This window comes from Streptomyces sp. NPDC046759, from assembly GCF_040645475.1.
Taxonomy (GTDB): domain Bacteria; phylum Actinomycetota; class Actinomycetes; order Streptomycetales; family Streptomycetaceae; genus Streptomyces.
This window is the reverse complement of record NZ_JBEYYJ010000035.1, coordinates 88,845-108,431: the sequence shown is the minus strand read 5'-3', so window position 1 is coordinate 108,431 and position 19,587 is coordinate 88,845. Positions and strand designations below refer to the sequence as shown.

The window sequence follows — 19,587 nt, the reverse complement described above, 5'->3', positions numbered from 1 at the left end:
AGCTTCTTGCGGCCCTGAGGGCTCCGCACCTTCCGAATCTCGAAGTCCATCGCATCCCCTGAACTGGGGTGTTGCGACGACCACTAGAACGGAAGCCTTCGGGTACGGGGCCCTTCCGCGTGGCGTTCCGTCAGCCCAGCAGGCCGCCCACCAGGCCCTGCTGGCCCGAGGACGAGGAGCCGCCCGAGCCGCCGGCACCGCCCGAGGAGGAGCTGCCCCCGGTCGACGTACCGCCGGTGCTGGTCGGTCCCGCCGTGGAGCTCGGGACACCGCCCGTCGGGGAGGACTGGCGCGGCGGGACCTGGCCCACGGTGCCCTGGGTCTGGCTGGGGGTCGTGGTCGTGCCGCCGGCGGACCGGGTGGCACCCGGGGTCGTCGCCGCGCCGGACGGGCTCGCGCCGGCCGTGGCGCCGCCCGTGGGCGAGCTGGAGGTGGCCGGGGCCTTCTTGTGCTGCTTGCCCGACTCCTGCGGGAGCGGGGAGCCGGGGAGGTTGTTGCGCGGGGCCTCGCCCGGGCCGGGGACCACCACACGGCTGGAGTCGCGTACGGCACCGCCGAGCAGGGAGCCGAGGAGCAGCGTGACACCGACGGTGACGACCGTGATCAGGGCGCCGCGGCGCAGGACGTAGCGGCGCAGGTCCAAGATGTCGGCGCGCGGGCCGAGGCGGCGCCAGGCACCGGCGGCGAGACGGCCGTCCACGGAGTAGACGGGCGCGCCCGCGATGACCAGGGGCGACCAGGCGGCCATGTAGATGATGTCGGGGGCGTCGTAGGCGGGGACCGTCTTCCAGCTGACGGTGACGATCAGCGCGGCGGAGAGCAGGGCGCCGACGACCGCGGCCACGCGCTGCCAGCAACCGAGGATCGTGAGGACGCCCACGACCACCTGGAGGAAGGCGATGACCAGCCCGGAGCCCACGGGGTGGTGCAGGGCGAACTGGCGCAGCGGCTCGGCGACGTCCCACGGGTGCAGGGTGTTGAGCCACTTGACCATCGAGCCGCGCTTGCCGCCGTCGAAGTAGACGGGGTCGCAGAGCTTGCCCATGCCGGCGTAGATGGAGATGAAGCCGAGGAAGATCCGCAGCGGGAGGAGGACGACGCCGAGGTTCATCCGGCGGCCCGGGTAGTAGGCGTGCCGGGCCGGGTCGTCGCCCTGGTGGCGGCCGGCGCGGGGGGCGCCGGGGGCGGACGGGCCGACACGGTCGTCGTAGTCGTCGTAGTCGTCGTAATCGTCGTCGTCGTACGGCTGGAAGCCGGAGTCCGCGTAGGGGGGGTCGTCATAGGCACCGCCGGCCGTGCGCATGTGCGGCAGCAGCCGGGTGCCGTCGGGGGCGGTGCGCTGGTGGCCCACGACCGGGCTCTCGACGGTCTGGTCCAGGTCTTCGTAGGCGTCGCCGTAACCGGTCCCGACGCGCGGGATGACCCGGGTGGCGCCGGCCTCGGGCTCCTCGGCGTGGCGGACGCTGCTGCCCCGCACGGCCTGGAGGAGCCGGTGGGCGCCGGTGTCGTCGGGCGCGGACCTGCCGCTCCACACGACGGGGCGGCGACGGCCGGCACCGGCGCCCGGCCGGCCCGCCGTGCCGGGCGACCGGGCGGCGTCCTGGGCGGCGCTCAGATGCCGGGCGATCCGCGGCGATTGGGTGCGCCTCGCCGACGCACCCAGCTGCACGCGGAAGCTGGGGTGGTTGACGATGACCTGCGCCGGATCGCTCGGCACCTTCACCATGCTCAGCGCGGGAGCGTCGTCGTATCCCGACGAGCGGTCCCCCGTGGGTGTGCGGGGTGTTCTGGTGTCCACACTCATCTAACCGAGTGACGTGGAGTTAGGACACTGCTTTGACCGGGCGGATGTGTCCGGACCCCGTCAAAGCGGCCTCTAACGGCACATGGGCGCCAGAATTAGCCCGCAAGGGTGAGGCACCGGACGGATGTTCACTCCCGTCGGCGTGCCGCCGTCTCAGCTTCGCCTGCGGGCCGCCTCGTAGAGCACGATGCCCGCCGCCACACCGGCGTTCAACGACTCCGCGCCACCCGGCATCGGGATGCGGACGCGGACGTCGCAGGTTTCGCCGACCAGGCGGGACAGGCCCTTGCCCTCACTGCCGACCACGACGACGACCGGGCCCTCGAGGGCGTCCAGCTCGCCGAGTTCGGACTCGCCCTCGGCCGCCAGGCCGACGACCGTGAGGCCGGCCTTCTTGTAGGACTCCAGCGTGCGGGTGAGGTTGGTGGCGCGGGCGACCGGCGTGCGGGCGGCCGTACCCGCGGAGGTCTTCCAGGCTCCGGCGGTCATGCCGGCCGAGCGGCGCTCGGGCACCACGACGCCGTGACCGCCGAAGGCGCAGACGGAGCGGACGACCGCGCCGAGGTTGCGCGGGTCGGTGACGCCGTCGAGCGCGACGACCAGCGGGTCCTCGCCCTCGTCGGCGGCGGCGTCGAGCAGGTCCTCGGGGTGCGCGTACTCGTACGGCGGGACCTGCAGCACCAGGCCCTGGTGGTTGAGGCCGTTGGTCATGCGGTCCAGCTCGGGGCGCGGGGCCTCCATCAGGTTGATGCCACCGCGCTCGGCGGCGAGCTGGAGGGCCTCACGGACGCGCTCGTCGTTGTCGATGAACTGCTGGACGTAGAGGGTGGAGGCGGGCACGCCCCCGCGCAGGGCTTCGACGACCGGGTTGCGCCCGACGACCAGCTCGGAGCTGGACCTGCCGCCGCCCCGGCGCGGCTGCGTGCGGCCCTGGCCACGGCGGACCTTGGCCGCGGCGGCGCGCTGCTTGGCGTGGCCCTTGCGCATCTCGGCGGGCGGGGTCGGTCCCTTGCCCTCCAGGCCCCGGCGCCGCTTGCCGCCGCTGCCGACCTGCGCGCCCTTCTTGCCGGACATGCGGCGGTTGTTCGCGGCCATGAGTAACTCGTCTCCGTGAGCGTCGTACGTACGTCTTATGCAGTGTGCCGCCCGGGAGGCCGGGCGGCACAGTCGATCAAGCAGGGGTCAGCGCTGACCGAGGGTCCAGCGCGGGCCCTGCGGGCTGTCCTCGATGACGAGGCCGGACTGGTTGAGCTGGTCGCGGATGGTGTCGGCGGTGGCCCAGTCCTTGCGGGCGCGGGCCGACTCGCGCTGGTCCAGGACGAGCCGTACGAGGCTGTCGACCACGCCGTGCAGGTCCTCGCCCTTCTCGGACTCCCCCGCCCACTGGGCGTCCAGCGGGTCCAGGCCGAGGACGCCGAGCATGGCGCGCACCTCGGCGAGGCGGGCGACGGCGGCGTCCTTGTCGTCGGCGGCGAGCGCGCTGTTGCCCTGCCGGACGGTGGTGTGCACCACGGCCAGGGCCTGCGGGACACCCAGGTCGTCGTCCATCGCCTCGGCGAAGGCGGGCGGCACCTGGTCGGCCGGCTCCACGTTCTTGCCGGCCAGCTCGGTGACCCGCTGCACGAAGCCCTCGATCCGCGCGAACGCGGACTCGGCCTCGCGCAGCGACTCCTCGCTGTACTCGATCATCGAGCGGTAGTGCGGGGTGCCGAGGTAGTACCTCAGCACGATGGGCCGCCACTGCTTGACCATCTCGCTCACGAGGACGCTGTTGCCGAGCGACTTGGACATCTTGTCGCCGGCCATGGTCACCCAGGCGTTGTGCACCCAGTACTGGGCGAAGTCGTCGCCGTAGGCCTTGGCCTGCGCGATCTCGTTCTCGTGGTGCGGGAAGATCAGGTCCAGGCCGCCGCCGTGGATGTCGAAGGCGGAGCCCAGGTACTTGTGCGCCATCGCCGAGCACTCCAGGTGCCAGCCGGGGCGGCCTTCTCCCCAGGGGGTCGGCCAGGTCGGCTCGCCGGGCTTGGCGGCCTTCCACATGGCGAAGTCCCGCGGATCCCGCTTGCCGGTCTCGCCCTCTCCGGACGGCTGCAGCAGGTTGTCCAGCTCCTGCCTGGACAGCTGCAGGTAGTGCGGGAAGGAGCGCACGTCGAAGTAGACGTTGCCGTCGACCGCGTAGGCGTGCCCGCGCTCGATCAGGCGCTGCATCATCTCGACCATCTCGGTGACATGGCCGGTCGCGCGCGGTTCGTACGTCGGCGGCAGGCACCCGAGGGCGGTGTAGCCGTCGTTGAACGCCCGCTCGTTCTCGTAGCCGATCGACCACCACGGCCGGCCCTGCTCATGGGCCTTGGTGATGATCTTGTCGTCGATGTCCGTGACGTTCCGGACGAACGTCACCTCGTAGCCGCGGTAGGCGAACCAGCGGCGCATGATGTCGAAGTTCAGGCCCGAGCGGATGTGCCCGATGTGGGGTGCCGCCTGCACCGTGGCGCCACACAGGTAGATCGAGACACAACCCGCCCTGAGGGGGGTGAAGTCACGGATCTGCCGGGCGCTGGTGTCGTACAGGCGAATGGTCACCCCTCCAGGGTAGTGGGCGCGGGAGGGTGCCTCACGCCCCTTACCCACAATGGCGGGCCGCGGGCCGCGTCGTCACCTCATCCCGACGACCTTCTGCGGCGTGATCCGTACGACCACACGCTCGGCGTCCTGAGCGGAGGCGGGGTTGAAGTCGGCGTACTTCTTCCCCGTGTACTTCTGGCTCAGTTCGTCGATGAGGTCCTGGCCGCCGTCCGTCGTCATGTCGGCGGTGCCGCGGATCTCGGCGTACTCGTAGGGCTGGTCGGGGTTCATGACGACCACCGTCACGCGGGCGTCGCGGTCGAGGTTCAGGTACTTGCGGCGGTCGACCGTCGTGGAGAAGAGGACGTGGTCGCCTTCGCGCTTCACCCAGACCGGGGACATCTGCGGGCTGCCGTCTGGCTGCAGCGTGCCGACGACGATGAACACCTTGCCGTCGAGCAGGGACTTGACGCGGTCGGGCAGGGCGGCGGACATGGGTACCTCCGGAAAGCCAGGGTCGGCGGTGACTCGCGGTGACTCTCCGGGTACCCTCGCACGCTCTCAGCTCACCCGCACCACGAGTGCCGTCGCCACCGCCATCAGGCCCTCCTCGCGGCCCGGGAAGCCGAGGCCGTCCGTCGTGGCGCCGGAGACGGAGACGGGAGCGCCCGCCGCCTCCGAGAGGATCTTCTGGGCCTCGTCCCGGCGCTTGCCGATCTTCGGGCGGGGGCCGACCACCTGGACGGCGATGTTGCCGATCGTGAAGCCGGCCGCACGCACGATCCGGGCGGCCTCGGTGAGCAGGGTCACCCCGGAGGCGCCGGACCACTCGGGGCGGCCGGTACCGAAGTGCTGCCCCAGGTCACCGAGTGCGGCGGCGGAGAAGAGGGCGTTGCAGGCGGCGTGGGCGACGACGTCGGCGTCGGAGTGCCCGGCCAGGCCCGGCCCCTCGCCCTCCCACTTCAGACCCGCGCACCACAGCTCGCGGCCCTCGGCGAAGGCGTGGATGTCGGTGCCGATGCCGACCTGGGGAAGGACCACGGGCCGTTCAGAAGCCATCGTTGAGCCTCCTGCGGGTCAGGACCGCCTCGGCGAGGACCAGGTCGAGGGGGCGGGTGACCTTGAAGGCCTCCTCGTGACCGGGGACGGCCACCACCGTCAGACCGAGCTGTTCCACCATGCTCGCGTCGTCGGTGACGTTGTCGGTGACCGTCTCATGGGCGCGGACCAGGGTCGCGCGGTCGAAGCCCTGGGGCGTCTGGACGGCGCGCAGGCGGGCGCGCTCCGGGGTGGCGACCACCGGTTCCGGGTCGCCGGCGACGGCCGCCGGCTCGACTTCCTTCACCGTGTCGGCGAGCGGCAGCGCGGGCACCACGGCGGGGGCGCCGTCGCGTACGGCCTCGATGACCGCGTCCACCGTGTCGACGGGGACGAGCGGGCGCGCCGCGTCGTGGACGAGGACGACCCCGTACTCGGGGGGCAGGGCGCCCAGGCCGAGCCCGACCGATTCCTGGCGGCTCTCCCCTCCGGGCACGACCAGGAAATCGGTCCTCTCGGGCAGCGCGTGCGCGTCGAGCAGGGACTTGACCTCGGCGGCGCCGTCCGGCGGGGCCACGACCACCACCAGTTGGACATGGCGGGACGCGGCGAGCGCGCGCACCGCGTGGATGAGCATGGGCGTGCCGTTCAGCGCGCGGAGCGCCTTGGGAGCGCCCGGACCGAGGCGTACGCCCCGGCCGGCGGCCGGAATCACGGCGGCGACGGGGGTCTGCGCGGGCGAAGGGCGCGATTCGTCAGACATCGGTTCCTGTCAGGTTTGTGTGCTCGACCTAGGTGGGTATGGCCTGGAGGAGTGCCGGGCGCGACGCCTTGACCGGACCCCTTCCGTGACCCTGGTCGAGCCATCTGCCCGGGCCCGGCACATCAAGTATCGGGGGGCTTGCTTCGCGGGGGCTTTCCGAAGAACACCGAAGAGCGGGGCTCTTTCGAGGGATCCGGCGCTCTCGGCACATCCGGCGCCACCGGCACGAGGCCACGGGTACGAACATGCCGCAGCGCCCGGCGACAGGATCAGTGTCATCGGGCACCGCGGCATTTCACTGTGCTGAGCGTGGCGGAGGCGAAGGATCGCCGCCGTGGCGCGTCAGGAGGCGAGCACCTCGTCGAGCAGGGCCTCGGCCTTGTCCTCGTTCGTGTTCTCCGCGAGAGCCAGCTCGCTCACCAGGATCTGGCGAGCCTTGGCGAGCATGCGCTTCTCACCGGCGGAGAGTCCGCGCTCGCGCTCACGACGCCACAGGTCACGCACGACTTCCGCGACCTTGATGACATCGCCCGAGGCGAGCTTCTCCAGGTTTGCCTTGTAGCGACGGGACCAGTTCGTGGGCTCCTCGGCGTACGGCGCCCGCAGCACCTCGAAGACCCGGTCCAGCCCGTCCTGACCGACCACATCACGCACACCCACGAACTCAGCATTGTCCGCTGGCACACGCACCGTCAGGTCACCCTGGGCGACCTTCAGCACCAAGTAGGTCTTGTCCACGCCTTTGATCTGGCGAGTTTCGATGGCCTCGATCAGCGCGGCCCCGTGATGGGGATAGACCACGGTGTCGCCAACCTTGAACGTCATGTGACAGGTACCCCTTCCGTGGCTATCCAGGGTAACACGGATACGGCGTCTTCTGAATGGCGTTTTCGCAGGTCAGGGCATATCTCGGGGCTTGACAACTGCGACCGGAACGTGCTGCGGGGACCCTGCGGAACCGGGAATTCGCAGGTGAGAGGGGCTCTGCGGGCAGGGTGAAAGGCGTACGCTACACACTCCCGGAGCCGTCTCCAAGTGGCTGAACGTCCCGATTTGTCTGCTTCCAAGCGTGCGACTTCCGCTACTCCGTTCGGTGCGCCGGGGGCGATCCGGGCCGATTCCGGAATTGATCAACAGCCGCCCGGAGGGCCCCGAGTGATCGATATCGGGGGTGGTCGCGCATTCCTTCACGGAAATTTTGCGCGCGGTTATCCGAATGGCGGACGAGTGCCTGTCACAAGTGACTGGAGAGTCACTTGTGACCAGAGTGACGACGCGCTCGCAGTACCCCCAGCCGGAGGCAAGCAGGACGCTTGGGGAGGGTCGGGTGCGGCGGCGTGGGAACGGCTCGGTAACCTGGGGCCGCTGACAGACACTTAGGGCGGCTTTATAAGGGGAGCCGCCCCTGCGTTCAAGGAGTTGCCGCCGCCGTGAGCAGCAGCCTTCGACGCGGCGCCCTCGCCGCCTCCGCCATCGTCTTCTCGATCGCCTCGCTCGCCGCCTGTGGTGCCGGCAACGACTCGCAGACCCTGGGGGTCAAGCCGGACAACGCGGCGACCACGGTCGGCAACATCAAGGTCCAGAACGCCACGGTCATCACCCAGCCCGACCTGAACTCGACGGGCCCGGCGGTGGTCTCGGCGACCCTGTACAACGAGGGGGCCGACCCGGAGACCCTGCAGTCGATCGCCATCCCCGGCAGCACCGAGACGGTGAAGCTGACCCCCGCCAAGGGCGGCAGCCTGACCGTCCCGGCACACGGTTCGCTGATCCTCGGCGGCCAGGGCAACGCCTCCGCCGAGATCCCCAACGGCCGCCAGTCCGTCCAGAACGGCAACGCCCAGAAGATCACCTTCACCTTCAGCAAGACCGGTGCCGTGAGCCTGCGCGCCTTCGTGGTGCCGGCCACCAGCTACTTCGACAAGTGGGGCCCGAGCCAGATCCCGTCCGGCGCGCCGACGGCCTCCCCGGCCCCGGGCGCCACCGCCTCCGGCAGCGCCAAGCCTGGCAAGCACGGCAAGGCGTCCCCGTCGGCCACCGCGAGCGACACGGCGGGCACGGGCACGTCCCCCAGCGACTCCGCGTCGCAGTCGGCCGCCGGCCACTGAGCAGCCGTACGGCGAAGGGCGGCACCCCCAACGGGGTGCCGCCCTTCGTCGTACGGCCGGGTGTGTGCACACACGGCGCGTCCGGCCGGTGCGGCCTACGGGTTCGGCTTAGGGGTACGGCCTACGGGTACGGCCTACGGATATGGCCTACGGGTATGGCCTACGGGTATGGCCTACGGGTATGGCCTACGGCTCGAACTTGTAGCCCAGCCCGCGCACCGTCACCAGGTAGCGCGGCGCGCCCGGGTCCGGTTCGATCTTGGCGCGCAGACGCTTGACGTGGACGTCCAGGGTCTTGGTGTCGCCGACGTAGTCCGCGCCCCAGACGCGGTCGATGAGCTGCATGCGGGTCAGGACGCGGCCGGCGTTGCGCAGCAGCATCTCCAGCAGGTCGAACTCCTTGAGCGGGAGGTCGACCTTGGAGCCGCTGACCGTCACCACGTGGCGGTCGACGTCCATGCGGACCGGGCCGGCCTCGAGCGCGGCCGGGGTGACCTCCTCCGGCTCGCCCCGGCGGCGCAGCACGGCACGGATGCGGGCGACCAGCTCACGCGAGGAGAACGGCTTGGTGACGTAGTCGTCGGCTCCTATTTCGAGGCCGACGACCTTGTCGATCTCGCTGTCCTTGGCCGTCACCATGATCACGGGGACGTTGGAGCGGCCGCGCAGCTGGCGGCACACCTCGGTGCCGGGCAGCCCCGGCAGCATCAGGTCGAGGAGGACGAGGTCGGCGCCGTTGCGCTCGAACTCGTCGAGTCCGTCGGGGCCCGTGGCCGCGACGGCGACCTCGAAGCCCTCCTTGCGGAGCATGTACGACAGGGCGTCGGAGAAGGACTCCTCGTCCTCGACGACGAGCACTCGGGTCACGGAAGGACCTCCGGGGCGGGAAGCGGTTCGTACGGGGATGACTCGGTGGTGCCGGCCTCGTCACCGAGGTCGGGGTCGGGGTGCTGCGACGCACGGTCGCGGGCCGCACCCGCCTCCGGCAGCTTGAGGGTGAAGGTGGAGCCCTGGCCTTCGGCGCTCCAGACCGTGACCTCCCCGCCGTGCGAGGCGACCACGTGCTTGACGATCGCGAGACCCAGACCGGTGCCTCCGGTGGCCCGGGAGCGGGCCGGGTCGACGCGGTAGAAGCGCTCGAAGACGCGCTCCTTGTCCTTTTCGGAGATGCCGATCCCCTGGTCCGTCACGGCGAGCTCGATCGTGTCGCCGCCGGGCGCGCTGACCCGGCGGGCGGCTATGCCCACGCGGGTGCGGGCCGGGGAGTAGTTCACGGCGTTCTCGACCAGGTTGCCGAGGGCCGCGGCCAGCTGGCCCCGGTTGCCCCAGACGTGCAGATCGGCCGTTCCACCGGCGGCCATGGTGATCTGCTTGGTGCCGGCCTGGTGGCGGCAGCGGTCCATGGCCTCGGCGACCAGCTCGTCCACGCGGACGGGCTCGGCGTCCTCCAGCGGGTCGTCGTTCTGCACCCGGGAGAGGTCGATCAGTTCCTGGACCAGGTTGGTCAGGCGGGTCGCCTCGATCTGCATGCGGCCCGCGAAGCGCTGCACGGCCTCGGGGTCGTCCGAGGCGTCCATGACCGCCTCGGAGAGGAGGGAGAGCGCGCCGACGGGCGTCTTCAGCTCATGACTGACGTTCGCCACGAAGTCGCGCCGTACGGCCTCGATCCTTCGGGCCTCGGTCAGGTCCTCGACCAGCAGCAGGACCAGGCGGGAGCCGAGCGGGGCCACGCGCGCGGAGACGGCGAGGGCCTCGCCCCGTCCCGTGCCGCGCCGGGGCAGGTCCAGCTCGACCTGCCGTATCTCGCCGTCCCTTCTCGTGTCCCGGGCCATCTGGAGCATGGGTTCCACGGAGAGCTTGCCGCCGCGGACCAGCCCGAGGGCGTAGGCGGCGGAACTGGCCTTGACCACGGTGTCGGCCTCGTCGAGGACGACGGCGGAGGAGCGGAGCACGGACAGTACGGTGTCCACGCCGGGCGGGAGTACGGGATCGGTGTGCAAGGAAGTCCTGGTCGGTCGCTTCTGGTCGCGTTCGCTCCAGCGGAACGCCAGCATGGCGATGACACCGGTGAGCACCCCGGCGATCGCTGCCGCTGCGGCGACCGCCGCGTTCACGTCCATGCCTCCAGGTTAAGCAGGGTGTACGACATGACCACAGCCGTCGAGGTGCGACCTCGGACACTCGTCGCCCAGAGTTCACCTTGGGGCCAGGATTGGTTCATTTGGGGTGGCGGAAACGGACGCGTGCGGGGCAGAACGTGGGAGCGTGGGGACCAAGCACACCTATGAGAGGGAACCCTGATGCGGGACGCGTACCACGAGGAACTTGACTCGATCGGCGACGGTCTGGTGGAGATGGCCCGGCTGGTCGGGTCGGCGATCGGGCGCGCCACGACCGCGATCCTGGACGCCGACCTGAAGCTGGCCGAGAGCGTGATCGAGGCGGACCAGAAGGTCGACGAGCTTCAGCACGACCTGGAGGCGCGGGCCATAGCCCTGCTCGCGCGGCAGCAGCCGGTGGCGACGGACCTCCGTATCGTCGTCACGTCGCTGCGCATGTCCGCCGACCTGGAGCGGTCCGGCGACCTCGCCCAGCACGTGGCGAAGCTGGCCCGGCTGCGCTTCCCCGCGCGCGGGGTGCCGCAGGACCTGCACGCCACGATCCTGGAGATGGGCCAGCTCGCGCAGCGCCTGATGGCGAAGGCGGCCGAGGTGATCATCACCAAGGACGTCGACCTCGCGCTGCAGCTCGAGCAGGACGACGACGAGATGGACCTGCTGCACCGCACGCTGTTCCAGCACCTGATCGACGAGCGCTGGAAGCACGGCATCGAGACCGCGGTGGACGTCACCCTGCTCGGCCGCTACTACGAGCGGTACGCCGACCACGCCGTGGCCGTCGCCAAGCGGGTCGTCTACCTGGTCACGGGCGAGCACGCGGACGAGCTGCAGGCGGACATCCAGCCGGTGACGGGCGTCGAGGGGGCCTGAGACCCGCCTGGGCGGGGTCTGGGCGGCGGGCCGGGCGGACGCTCCGGTCGGCTCCGGGAGCTCCGGGGCGGCGCCGGGGGCGCGTGGGCGCCTCTGTGCGCCGTTGATGCGCCTGGCGATCCGGGCATGGAATGGGCGAGGGCATCCCTGCCCCAGTGTCAAGGAGGGACCCATGGCCGAATCCCCCAGCACCACGCCCGACCCCACGCAGGAGCGCGAGACCGACCAGCCCGCCAAGACCGCAAGCCTTCCGCTGATCGGCGCGTGCGGCTGCGGCTCGGGCTGCGGCTGCGGGTGCCAGTCGGGCGCCCCCTGCCAGTGCGGCTGAGGGGCCGTACGACCCGTACGACCCGGCAGGGCCGGTGTGAATGCCGTTCACACCGGCCCTGCGCCGTGCCCGCCCGCCCTCAGGCCTGCTGTGCCCGGTGGTGCAGTTCTTCCAGGGCGTCCCGGACGGTGGTCGTCCGGTACCAGTCCAGCCACACCCCCGCCTCCCGGGCCACCTGGTCGAGCGCGCCGAGTTCGGCCCCCGTGTAGGCGTGTCCGGGCTGGTCGTGGTGGGTGGAGACCATGCCCTGAGGCCGGCCCGCGGGGCCCGGGATCGGGGTGCACTGCAGCGAGCGGCTGTGGGCGGCGAGCAGCACCGCCCGGGAGGCCTCGTCGAAGTCCGGCGCGGTGGCGACGTCCTCGACGACGACCCGTTCACACTTGCGCGCCGCGTGCCCGCAGGCGGTGGTGGTGTCGTCGATCACGGCGAAGAAGTCCACGAACTCGGTGGGCAGGCCGCAGGAGGACTCAAGCCACAGCGTGTTGTCGCTCGCGTCGATGAGCTGGACGTCGGCCATGCCCGTGCTGGTGATCGCACAGACGGCGTCCCGGAGGCCGTTGAGGAACGCCGCCAGCGACGGCGGGCGGTCCACGGTCGCGCTGACGAACCCGACGGCGGGCGCGGGCAGCCGTACGCGGCCCGGGAACCAGGGCCGGCCGGTGCGTGAGGGCGGCGCCTGGACGAGCGCCGCCGCGAGCCGGACGGTGCCGACTCCGTGTGCGCGGCCGACGCACCTGAGCAGCCCGGCGGCACGGTCGGCGGTGCGCAGGCCGTACCGCTCCGTGAGAACGCCCTGCGCGCGGCCCACCAGGGCGTGCGCGAGCAGCTCGTGGCGCATCTGCACGGCGTGCGGCCGCAGGTGGGGGCCGCCAGGGGTGGCGGCCGCGGCGAGGCAGACGCTCAGGGCGTCGGACACCGTCGGTTGCAGCGCGCACACGGTGCGCCCGGGCGGCCGTGCCCGGGCCAGCGCGGCAGCGACCTCGGCGGGGCAGGAGGCGATGAGGAGCATCCGGCCGTGCGCGGCGGCGACCTCGGCGAACCGGCACAGGGCCTGCGCGGCCGCCGGTGACAGGCGGACCAGGCCGCTCAGATCGAGGACGAGCTGGCTGGGCGCGGGTGCGCGGAGCGCGGACTCCAGCTCCGTGGCGGAGTCGGCGTCACCGTGCAGCGCGAGTACGGTCAGCCGGCCTGTCATCAGACCGGGCACGGCCAAGTCCGCCACGGTCCTGCAGGAGAATTGCTGCATCGCGGGCCCCTGCCCTGCACGCACGGGATCGCCCGGATCCCGCCGCTCGGCCATTTCCAGCCTAGTCCCGCGGGCGGGGCGAGGCAGCCCAGCGCGCGGCGAGCGCGGCGTCCGACAGGGCCGCCCTCGTCCCCGCTTTCGCACCCGTCCTCACCGGCTTAGTCCCTCCGGTCGCCGCTGTCGTCCGCCGTCGGCTCCTTCTGGAAGCGCAGCTTGCGTGCCAGGATCTCGCGGGCCACCTGGCTGACCGTGCGGCCGTCGGCGAACGCGCGGGCCCGCATCCGGTCCAGGGCCTGCTCCGGGTCCAGGTCGAGCTGCACCATCACCATGCCGACCGCCTGGTAGACCTCGGTGTGGTCGGCCTCGGAGGCCACCACCCAGGACGCTGCCTCGTCCTCCGCGTCTGCCCCGGTGCCGTCGGGGCCGGCCGTCTGAAGGCTGATCAGCGCGTAGGTGACCGCGTCCCGCACGCACAGGGCGGTCCGCAGGTCCGGCTCCGCCAGGCCCCCGGCGATCTCGCTGTACAGGTCCAGGGTGCCGATCGCTGCGCCGTTGACGCCTAGCGGCAGCGAGAAGACGGCGCGGACGCCGAGGCCCACGGCCTCGTGCGCGAAGATGGGCCAGCGGCGGGCGTCGGGGCCGTCGGCGAGGTCGGCCGCGATCACGGGGGCGCCCTGGTCCAGAGCGGTCTGGCAGGGTCCGTCCCCCACCGTGTACTGCAGCTCGGCGAGCCGGGCGGCGACCCGGTCACTGGCACACCAGGTGACGCGTACGCCCTTGCCGCCGGAGATCGACACCGACGATCCGCTCACCGGCAGCAGCCGTATGCAGGCCTCGCACAGCACGCCCGGAACCTGCTGCGGGTCGTCGGCGCCCAGGGCGGCGGCCAGCGTCTCGCTGATCCGCAGCCGGATCTCGGCGTCCGGCGCTCCACCGCCGCCGGACGGCTCCTCGGGCGGCTTGGGCACCATCGCCATCACCCCCGTCGCGGCGCTCCGTCAGCAGACATGATCCACACCAGTATCCCGTCCGGCCTTCCCGAACCGACTGTTCCACGCGCCGGGTTCCCACCTGTGGAGAACTCACCTGGTCCGCCCCTCGGGAAATCGCCCGGCGATCGGGCCGGTGCCCCGAGGGGTCTCCGGTTGGGTGAGCCGGGCGGGCGGGGGCGGTGCCGGTCCGGGATGCTGGGATGACCGTGGCCTGCCACCCGGTTGCCCAGCCGGCGTCCACCGGTGGCCGGCCCCTACCACGGGGACCTGGATGAGCCGAGAACCGACGTCCGTGGCGGTCGTCTCCGACTGCCCACTCCTTCTGCACGGCCTGATCAGCGTCGTCGACAGTGCGCCGGAGCTGCAGCGGCAGCTCGGGGTGGGTCACAAGGCCACACCTCCGCACGAGGTCGGCGAGGCGGACGTGGTCCTGCTCAATCTGCGGGTCTCCGTCCAGGAGATCTGCGACCTGGTGGCCCGGCTGCACGAGAAGGGCCGCCGCGTGGTGGTGCTGTCGGCTGGCGCAACGCAGACCGACCTCGTGCTGTTCATCGAGGCCGGAGCCCGGGGGCATGTGAGTCAGTGGGCGGCGGAGGAGGAACTGCTGACCGCGCTGCGTACCGTCGCCTCCGGCCGCAGCTATTTCTCCGCAAGCTTTTTCGGTGACCGTGATGTGCATCAGAACCCACCCCGCATCACCGACCGGGAGCAGGAGATCCTGCGGCTTGTCGCGAACGGTGCCACCGACCGGGAAATCGCCGCTGAATTGAATATCAGCGAGCACACCGTGCATTCCCATCTGGACCGGGTGTGCAGCAAGACCGGTTACCGCCGCCGGGCCGATCTCACGCGGCTCGCGCTGAAGCGGGGGATGGCGACCGTGGAGCCCGCCGAGGAGGGGTAGTTTTCCCCACCCCGTTTGGGTGGTCCTGCCTCTGGAGCTTGCACGGGACGCCAGCGATCCTCGAGTACGTCCCGTGTGTCACGCAACCAGAGTTGGAAAAGAGATGAACAACAAACTCAGGAAAATCTGCGTCGCGGTGACGGCCTCCTCCTGCCTGACGGCCGGCGCCTGGGGCATTTCGGCAGCGAATGCCGGGGCGACGTCGAAGACACCCGCTCGCACACCCACCGCCACGGTCATCAAGTGCTACAAGACGCACAAGGATCCGAAGAGAATCCACTGCTACCGGCAGGCGCGGCGGCACGTGCACCGCAACGGTCGCGACTACATCGTGATCGTCCTGGTGCAGGTCGCCACACCGAAGAATCCCCCAGCGGTCATCGTCGTACCGGCGCTGCCGAGCACGACGACGACATCGGCGGCACCGACATCGCCCACGACCAACTCGACCCCGCCCAAGACCAACTCGACCCCGCCCAAGTCAGGCTCGACCTCACCGACGTCGGGTACGAGCTCGCCGACGTCAGGCACCAACTCGCCCACGTCAGCGACGAAGTCGCCGACCTCAGCCACGAACTCGCCGACCTCAGCCACGAAGTCGCCGACGTCAGCCACGAACTCGCCGACCTCAGCCACGAAGTCGCCGACGTCAGCCACGAACTCGCCGACCTCAGCCACGAACTCGCCCGCCCAGTCGCCGACCGCCACCGCGGCGCCGACCGCCACCGGAGCACCCACCACGCAGGGCACTGGTGGCGCGGCCAACGGAGGCGCGGCCAACGGAGGGCAGCCGGCTGGCTGAACACCTCACAGCCCTGTCCGGGCCTGGCCACGGCGCCGGGTCCGGGCAGCGGTGTACGGGAGGGAGCCGGTCCCGATCCAACCGCCGACGTTGCAGCCGACGCTGACGACATGTCACGGCACACCCCGTCCCAGCAAGCACTCACCGAGCGTCGCCAGGCGGCCCTACGGCGTGGATCCGGCCCGCCGGGACCAGGACCGCGCGACCAACCCGGAAGGCAGGTGCGTCCCATGCGCACGTCGACGCGTATCGCCGGTGCCCTCACCGGCTTGACCCTCACCTTCGGTGGTGCGGTCCTCGCCGCTCCCGCGGTCCGGGCGGACATCCCCGCCTGCACAAAGATGGCCGAACTGGCCGGTGCCACCGCTTCCGACGCCGTCACAGCGGCCTGCAGCCGTGGCGTGGTGGGAGACCTGCAGAGTTGTGTGACCGGGCTGACCGGGGCCGGAGTGGCGGGGGGCGCCGCGACCGGTGCCTGCCGGGCGGCGGCCCACGAACCGCGTTAGAGGACCGCGCGCGACAGCCGCCTGCCGGCACCGGTCGGAGGCAGGTACAGCCCGTCTCCTCCTCGACCCCCGGCCTGCCCGGACACAACGCGGCTCCGGTGGGCAGTCCCGACGCCAAGGACATCGACGTTGCCCCGCTCCTGCCGACGCACGCGGCGTACCGATGCGGCCGGCCGAGGTCGGTGACGTCATGCCTCTCGGGTCCGGGCAGTCACCGCCCGGGCGCGGCGCCCAACCGGCAGACTTCGCCGTCGTAGGGGCGTGAAACGATCTGTCCGCCGGCGGCCGTGCAGTCGTCTCTGGAGACGGGACCACGCAGGCGATCACTTGACCGGTCGGCACACGGCTGGGCAACCAGTCCGGCCGGTGGACCCGGCGCGGTGGGTACCCAGTGACGGCATCCGGTCCACCGTCGGGTGGACCGCCCGCGCCCGTCTCGGCGCCGCGGCACTCGCGTGCGTGGACGCCGGCCGTCTCGAAGCCAAGGCCGTCACTGCTGGGCGACTCGGATTTCCCAGCTGTATCGATCACGAGCGTTGTCGACATTCGGGGTCTTGGCTACGAGACGGCGCCGTAATAGCCCGACCGAGGAGCCGACCGGCACGGTGCACCCGCCGGTCGGCTCCGCCGTGCTCCCCGACGACCCCGGGGACGACTCCGTCGTTCGGCCCATCAAGGGCACCGGCTGCAACGCCGAAAAGGAGCGAGCGGAGTCGCCCCACCCCCGCGTTCCGGTGCGCCTCCGCGCCCCAGGCCGCCCCGATGACGGCGGTCCCGCACCCCGGCCGACAGGCCCGGAGGAGATCCCGCATGCGCGTCTTCCTGCCTCTGACCGCCGTCACCACCGCCGCGCTCCTGCTCGTCACGGTCACCGGCACGACACCCGCCGCAGCAGACCGGAACCCCGACGGCACACCACTGGTCAAGGTGTCCCACGGCGACCCGTACGCGAAGTGCACCATCGGAGCGAGGTCCCCCGACAGCGTCGTCTACCCGGCCACCGAGGTCGAGCCGTACCTGTCCGTCGATCCGCGCGACCCCAAGCGCGTGGTCACCGTGTTCCAGCAGGACCGCTGGAACGACGGCGGGGCCCGTGGCCTGGCGGCCGGCTGGACCACGGACGGCCACACCTTCCACCGGAGCACGCTCCCGTTCAGCCTGTGCGCCCCCGGCGGCGCGGACTTCGAACGGGCCTCCGACCCCTGGGTGAGCACCGGACCGGACGGCACGGTCTACGCCGGCGGGGAGGGCGTCGACTTCACGAAGAGCACGCGCAGCGCCCTCCTGGCAGTGACGTCCCGCGACGGCGGCCGCACGTGGCGGAACCTCACCACCACGCACGTCGACGAGCAGCCGTTCTTCAACGACAAGCCCACCCTCACCGCCGACCCGATCCGCAAGGGCACCGCCTACCAGGTCTGGAACCGCCTCGACAACGACCCACCCGGCCCCAGCTCCCTCGACGGTCCCGGCTACATCTCCCTCACCCGCGACGGCGGCCGCACCTGGAGCAAGGCCCGGCCGTTCGTCGACACCAGCGCCGTGCCCAACACCCAGACCATCGGCCATCTGATCGTCGCCGACCGGCGCACCGGCACCCTGTACGACTTCTTCGACCGGATCACCTACTCCGACGACCTGAGCACCGTCGTCGAAGCCCGCTACGAGGTGGTCACCTCGACCGACGCCGGAGAGACCTGGAGCGCCCCGGTCACCGTGGCCCGGGACACCTCCGTACCGGAGGTCGACCCGAACGACCCCACCAAACTGCTGCGCGCCGCGACCACCCTGCCGAGCCCGGCCGTCGACCCCAGGACGGGCACGCTGTACATGGCCTACGAGGGCTCGGACTTCTCCGGTGGAAAGTTCGACTCCGTCCAGCTTGCGCGGTCCACCGACGGCGGACGCACCTGGGGGACCCCGGAGCTGATCAGCCCCCAGGGCGTTCCGGCCTTCTCACCGTCGATCGCGGTCACCGGGCGGGGCACGGTCGCGCTCACTTACTACGACCTGCGCTTCCTCAAGCCCGGCAACACCACCACCCTGCCCACCGCCTACCAACTGGCCACGCTGCAGCACGGAAATCCGAAGCTCCGGACCGAACGACGGATCTCTCGGGTCTTCGACTGGCTGCAGGCGCCGTTCGCCGGGGGCTACTTCCTCGGCGACTACCAAGGCCTGGTGGCGGACGGCAAGGGAGTACGGGCGGTGCTCGCCGAGACCCACTCCGGCGCACCACGGAACCGTACGGACGCGTACACCAGCAGTCTCCGCACGCTCCCTGACAGCGCGCGCCGATGAGGTCTTTTCACCCGAATGGCGCAACATGACGTGCCACCCACATGGGTGAAGATCAGGCTGGCTAGCGCCCCAATCGAGGCAAGTCGGGCGCAGCGAGCTGCCGAGGTCTGTGCGGCCGCTTCTTCTTGCCCCGGGTCTTGCCGGGGATCTTGGTGAGCTGGGTTCTTGCTGGTCAGGGCCGCGCTCCGGTACGCCCGAGTGGTCGTCATTGGTCGTCATCGGCCACTGCCGAGCGGCCTCGGACGGCCCACAGACGGCCCGCGCTTCACTCAGGATTCACTGCCCCAGACATGATCGTCCAGGGGGTGCGCTCCCCGCCGAGGCGTGTGTCCCGTGCCACTGGATCTTGACCGTGTGCCATCGGACTTTGACGGACGCGAGTTTGTGTCATTGAACTTTGATCACCTCAGGTCGGCGACTCAGCGCACCTTCGGTGCGGGCCGGGGGCGTGGTAAAACCCATGGCGCGCTGGAGGTGCTTCTGTCTGTCCTGACGGCCATCTGCAGGGGTGCAGGCCTGTCGTCACCGTTCCGTCACAAGCGTCGCCGCACGGAACCCTGCCGCTCTCCCGCCCTGTCTGCACTCACGTACTACGACCACGCGTACCGCGGGGCAACAACCGACGACCGAAACCCGCGGACGAGACGACTCAGGGGGACGACAGCATGCGTCACAGCAACGGCATTCGCAGGGCGGCTCTGGCGACGACGGCGGTCACGGCCGTCGCGGCGGCGGTGACCGGCATCCTGCCCGGCACCGCCATGGCTGCGAGCACCACCACCTCCACCCCGCCGCCCGCCTGCCCGGCCTCCGCCCTCCAGGTCAGCGCCTGGCAGGCCGTCCACCGGCCCGTCGGGACCGGGACGGGGGCGGCGGTCGTGCAGTTCACCAACGTCTCCCGGAGGACGTGCGTCCTGAAGGGCCATCCGACGGTCGCGGGCGCCGGCAACGGCTCCCCCGCCCACAACACCCCGCTCAAGGTCACCCCCACCGGCAGGGCGGCCACCGTGACGGTCCGGCCGCACGGCAAGGCGTGGGTGAAGCTGACCTTCGTCCAGGTCCAGGGGGAGGCCGACGGCTACTGCGTGTCAGGTAAGGACCCGGTGACGTATCCGACGATGGTCATCGGTCTGCCGCACTCCGGGAAGCACCAGGTCGCCCTGAACGACGGTGTGTGGGCCGAGTGCGACAACAAGGTGACCGTCACCCCGGTCTCGGCGGTCAAGCCTTCCTGACCCCC

20 protein-coding genes are annotated in these 19,587 nt (G+C 71.2%); 7 read left to right on the top strand and 13 right to left on the bottom strand.

What is annotated here, in order from left to right; all coding sequences use genetic code 11:
* Nucleotides 1-130: 130 nt before the first annotated feature.
* The 7 genes from ABZ919_RS35285 to ABZ919_RS35255 form a co-directional block, all read right to left on the bottom strand.
* Entirely contained in the window at nucleotides 131-1,804 is a 1,674-nt protein-coding gene (locus ABZ919_RS35285) for a DoxX family protein (protein ID WP_361256264.1), read from the bottom strand.
* A 153-nt stretch (nucleotides 1,805-1,957) separates the two neighbouring features.
* Complete coding sequence (rlmB, locus tag ABZ919_RS35280; protein WP_361256261.1) at nucleotides 1,958-2,899, bottom strand: 23S rRNA (guanosine(2251)-2'-O)-methyltransferase RlmB; 942 nt, start codon at nucleotides 2,897-2,899, stop codon at nucleotides 1,958-1,960.
* An 87-nt stretch (nucleotides 2,900-2,986) separates the two neighbouring features.
* The gene (cysS, locus tag ABZ919_RS35275; protein WP_361256259.1) at nucleotides 2,987-4,387 is read right to left on the bottom strand and encodes a cysteine--tRNA ligase; all 1,401 of its coding nucleotides are present in this window, start codon (nucleotides 4,385-4,387) and stop codon (nucleotides 2,987-2,989) included.
* Nucleotides 4,388-4,459: 72 nt separating this feature from the next.
* Nucleotides 4,460-4,864, bottom strand: coding sequence for a PPOX class F420-dependent oxidoreductase (locus ABZ919_RS35270; protein ID WP_361256255.1), 405 nt, complete (start codon nucleotides 4,862-4,864; stop codon nucleotides 4,460-4,462).
* A 66-nt stretch (nucleotides 4,865-4,930) separates the two neighbouring features.
* A complete protein-coding gene (gene ispF, locus ABZ919_RS35265; protein ID WP_361256252.1) occupies nucleotides 4,931-5,428 on the bottom strand; it encodes a 2-C-methyl-D-erythritol 2,4-cyclodiphosphate synthase in 498 nt (165 codons plus the stop codon).
* Entirely contained in the window at nucleotides 5,418-6,170 is a 753-nt protein-coding gene (gene ispD / locus ABZ919_RS35260) for a 2-C-methyl-D-erythritol 4-phosphate cytidylyltransferase (RefSeq protein ID WP_361256250.1), read from the bottom strand. The genes ispF and ispD overlap by 11 nt, the downstream gene beginning before the upstream one ends.
* 342 nt (nucleotides 6,171-6,512) lie before the next feature.
* Nucleotides 6,513-6,995: a CarD family transcriptional regulator gene (locus ABZ919_RS35255; RefSeq protein ID WP_003953493.1), complete on the bottom strand. Its 483-nt coding sequence runs from the start codon at nucleotides 6,993-6,995 to the stop codon at nucleotides 6,513-6,515.
* A gap of 605 nt (nucleotides 6,996-7,600) precedes the next feature.
* Between ABZ919_RS35255 and ABZ919_RS35250 the strand changes: the two genes are divergently transcribed.
* On the top strand, nucleotides 7,601-8,278 hold the full coding sequence (locus ABZ919_RS35250) for a DUF461 domain-containing protein (RefSeq protein WP_361256247.1): 678 nt from the start codon (nucleotides 7,601-7,603) through the stop codon (nucleotides 8,276-8,278).
* Nucleotides 8,279-8,464: 186 nt separating this feature from the next.
* Here ABZ919_RS35250 and ABZ919_RS35245 read toward each other — a convergent pair whose 3' ends face one another.
* Both ABZ919_RS35245 and ABZ919_RS35240 read right to left on the bottom strand, forming a co-directional pair.
* Nucleotides 8,465-9,145: a response regulator transcription factor gene (locus ABZ919_RS35245; RefSeq protein WP_010358452.1), complete on the bottom strand. Its 681-nt coding sequence runs from the start codon at nucleotides 9,143-9,145 to the stop codon at nucleotides 8,465-8,467.
* Nucleotides 9,142-10,398, bottom strand: a complete 1,257-nt coding sequence (locus ABZ919_RS35240) for an ATP-binding protein (protein WP_361256244.1) — start codon at nucleotides 10,396-10,398, stop codon at nucleotides 9,142-9,144. The genes ABZ919_RS35245 and ABZ919_RS35240 overlap by 4 nt, the downstream gene beginning before the upstream one ends.
* A 180-nt stretch (nucleotides 10,399-10,578) precedes the next feature.
* Between ABZ919_RS35240 and phoU the strand changes: the two genes are divergently transcribed.
* Both phoU and ABZ919_RS35230 read left to right on the top strand, forming a co-directional pair.
* Complete coding sequence (gene phoU / locus ABZ919_RS35235) at nucleotides 10,579-11,268, top strand: phosphate signaling complex protein PhoU (protein WP_361256241.1); 690 nt, start codon at nucleotides 10,579-10,581, stop codon at nucleotides 11,266-11,268.
* A 172-nt stretch (nucleotides 11,269-11,440) separates the two neighbouring features.
* Entirely contained in the window at nucleotides 11,441-11,596 is a 156-nt protein-coding gene (locus ABZ919_RS35230; RefSeq protein WP_361256238.1) for a hypothetical protein, read from the top strand.
* Nucleotides 11,597-11,675: 79 nt separating this feature from the next.
* Here ABZ919_RS35230 and ABZ919_RS35225 read toward each other — a convergent pair whose 3' ends face one another.
* Both ABZ919_RS35225 and ABZ919_RS35220 read right to left on the bottom strand, forming a co-directional pair.
* Nucleotides 11,676-12,842 carry an STAS domain-containing protein gene (locus ABZ919_RS35225; protein ID WP_361256235.1) on the bottom strand — a complete coding sequence of 389 codons (1,167 nt, stop codon included), beginning with the start codon at nucleotides 12,840-12,842 and terminating at the stop codon, nucleotides 11,676-11,678.
* 158 nt (nucleotides 12,843-13,000) lie between these two features.
* A complete protein-coding gene (locus tag ABZ919_RS35220) occupies nucleotides 13,001-13,813 on the bottom strand; it encodes a GAF and ANTAR domain-containing protein (protein WP_361256232.1) in 813 nt (270 codons plus the stop codon).
* Between the two features lie 313 nt (nucleotides 13,814-14,126).
* Here ABZ919_RS35220 and ABZ919_RS35215 point away from each other — a divergent pair, with 313 nt between their 5' ends.
* Nucleotides 14,127-14,738, top strand: a complete 612-nt coding sequence (locus ABZ919_RS35215) for a response regulator transcription factor (protein ID WP_361256229.1) — start codon at nucleotides 14,127-14,129, stop codon at nucleotides 14,736-14,738.
* Between the two features lie 78 nt (nucleotides 14,739-14,816).
* Here ABZ919_RS35215 and ABZ919_RS35210 read toward each other — a convergent pair whose 3' ends face one another.
* Entirely contained in the window at nucleotides 14,817-14,978 is a 162-nt protein-coding gene (locus ABZ919_RS35210) for a hypothetical protein (protein WP_361256226.1), read from the bottom strand.
* An 84-nt stretch (nucleotides 14,979-15,062) separates the two neighbouring features.
* Nucleotides 15,063-15,464 carry a hypothetical protein gene (locus tag ABZ919_RS35205; RefSeq protein ID WP_361256224.1) on the bottom strand — a complete coding sequence of 134 codons (402 nt, stop codon included), beginning with the start codon at nucleotides 15,462-15,464 and terminating at the stop codon, nucleotides 15,063-15,065.
* A 306-nt stretch (nucleotides 15,465-15,770) separates the two neighbouring features.
* Here ABZ919_RS35205 and ABZ919_RS35200 point away from each other — a divergent pair, with 306 nt between their 5' ends.
* From ABZ919_RS35200 to ABZ919_RS35190, 3 genes are all read left to right on the top strand, one after another.
* On the top strand, nucleotides 15,771-16,046 hold the full coding sequence (locus ABZ919_RS35200; RefSeq protein WP_361256221.1) for a hypothetical protein: 276 nt from the start codon (nucleotides 15,771-15,773) through the stop codon (nucleotides 16,044-16,046).
* Nucleotides 16,047-16,856: 810 nt separating this feature from the next.
* A complete protein-coding gene (locus ABZ919_RS35195) occupies nucleotides 16,857-18,347 on the top strand; it encodes a sialidase family protein (protein ID WP_361256218.1) in 1,491 nt (496 codons plus the stop codon).
* A gap of 665 nt (nucleotides 18,348-19,012) precedes the next feature.
* The gene (locus tag ABZ919_RS35190) at nucleotides 19,013-19,582 is read left to right on the top strand and encodes a DUF4232 domain-containing protein (protein ID WP_116152629.1); all 570 of its coding nucleotides are present in this window, start codon (nucleotides 19,013-19,015) and stop codon (nucleotides 19,580-19,582) included.
* Nucleotides 19,583-19,587: the final 5 nt, after the last annotated feature.

Bases quoted from the DNA above. Each gene is read 5' to 3' on its own strand.
- ABZ919_RS35285 (WP_361256264.1), bottom strand. From the start codon at position 1,804: ATGAGTGTGGACACCAGAACACCCCGCACACCCACGGGGGACCGCTCG.
- rlmB (WP_361256261.1), bottom strand. From the start codon at position 2,899: ATGGCCGCGAACAACCGCCGCATGTCCGGCAAGAAGGGCGCGCAGGTC.
- ABZ919_RS35270 (WP_361256255.1), bottom strand. From the start codon at position 4,864: ATGTCCGCCGCCCTGCCCGACCGCGTCAAGTCCCTGCTCGACGGCAAG.
- ispF (WP_361256252.1), bottom strand. From the start codon at position 5,428: ATGGCTTCTGAACGGCCCGTGGTCCTTCCCCAGGTCGGCATCGGCACC.
- ispD (WP_361256250.1), bottom strand. From the start codon at position 6,170: ATGTCTGACGAATCGCGCCCTTCGCCCGCGCAGACCCCCGTCGCCGCC.
- ABZ919_RS35255 (WP_003953493.1), bottom strand. From the start codon at position 6,995: ATGACGTTCAAGGTTGGCGACACCGTGGTCTATCCCCATCACGGGGCC.
- ABZ919_RS35240 (WP_361256244.1), bottom strand. From the start codon at position 10,398: ATGGACGTGAACGCGGCGGTCGCCGCAGCGGCAGCGATCGCCGGGGTG.
- phoU (WP_361256241.1), top strand. From the start codon at position 10,579: ATGCGGGACGCGTACCACGAGGAACTTGACTCGATCGGCGACGGTCTG.
- ABZ919_RS35230 (WP_361256238.1), top strand. From the start codon at position 11,441: ATGGCCGAATCCCCCAGCACCACGCCCGACCCCACGCAGGAGCGCGAG.
- ABZ919_RS35225 (WP_361256235.1), bottom strand. From the start codon at position 12,842: ATGCAGCAATTCTCCTGCAGGACCGTGGCGGACTTGGCCGTGCCCGGT.
- ABZ919_RS35220 (WP_361256232.1), bottom strand. From the start codon at position 13,813: ATGGTGCCCAAGCCGCCCGAGGAGCCGTCCGGCGGCGGTGGAGCGCCG.
- ABZ919_RS35210 (WP_361256226.1), bottom strand. From the start codon at position 14,978: ATGACCGTGGCGGTGGGTGTGCGAGCGGGTGTCTTCGACGTCGCCCCG.
- ABZ919_RS35200 (WP_361256221.1), top strand. From the start codon at position 15,771: ATGCGCACGTCGACGCGTATCGCCGGTGCCCTCACCGGCTTGACCCTC.
- ABZ919_RS35195 (WP_361256218.1), top strand. From the start codon at position 16,857: ATGCGCGTCTTCCTGCCTCTGACCGCCGTCACCACCGCCGCGCTCCTG.
- ABZ919_RS35190 (WP_116152629.1), top strand. From the start codon at position 19,013: ATGCGTCACAGCAACGGCATTCGCAGGGCGGCTCTGGCGACGACGGCG.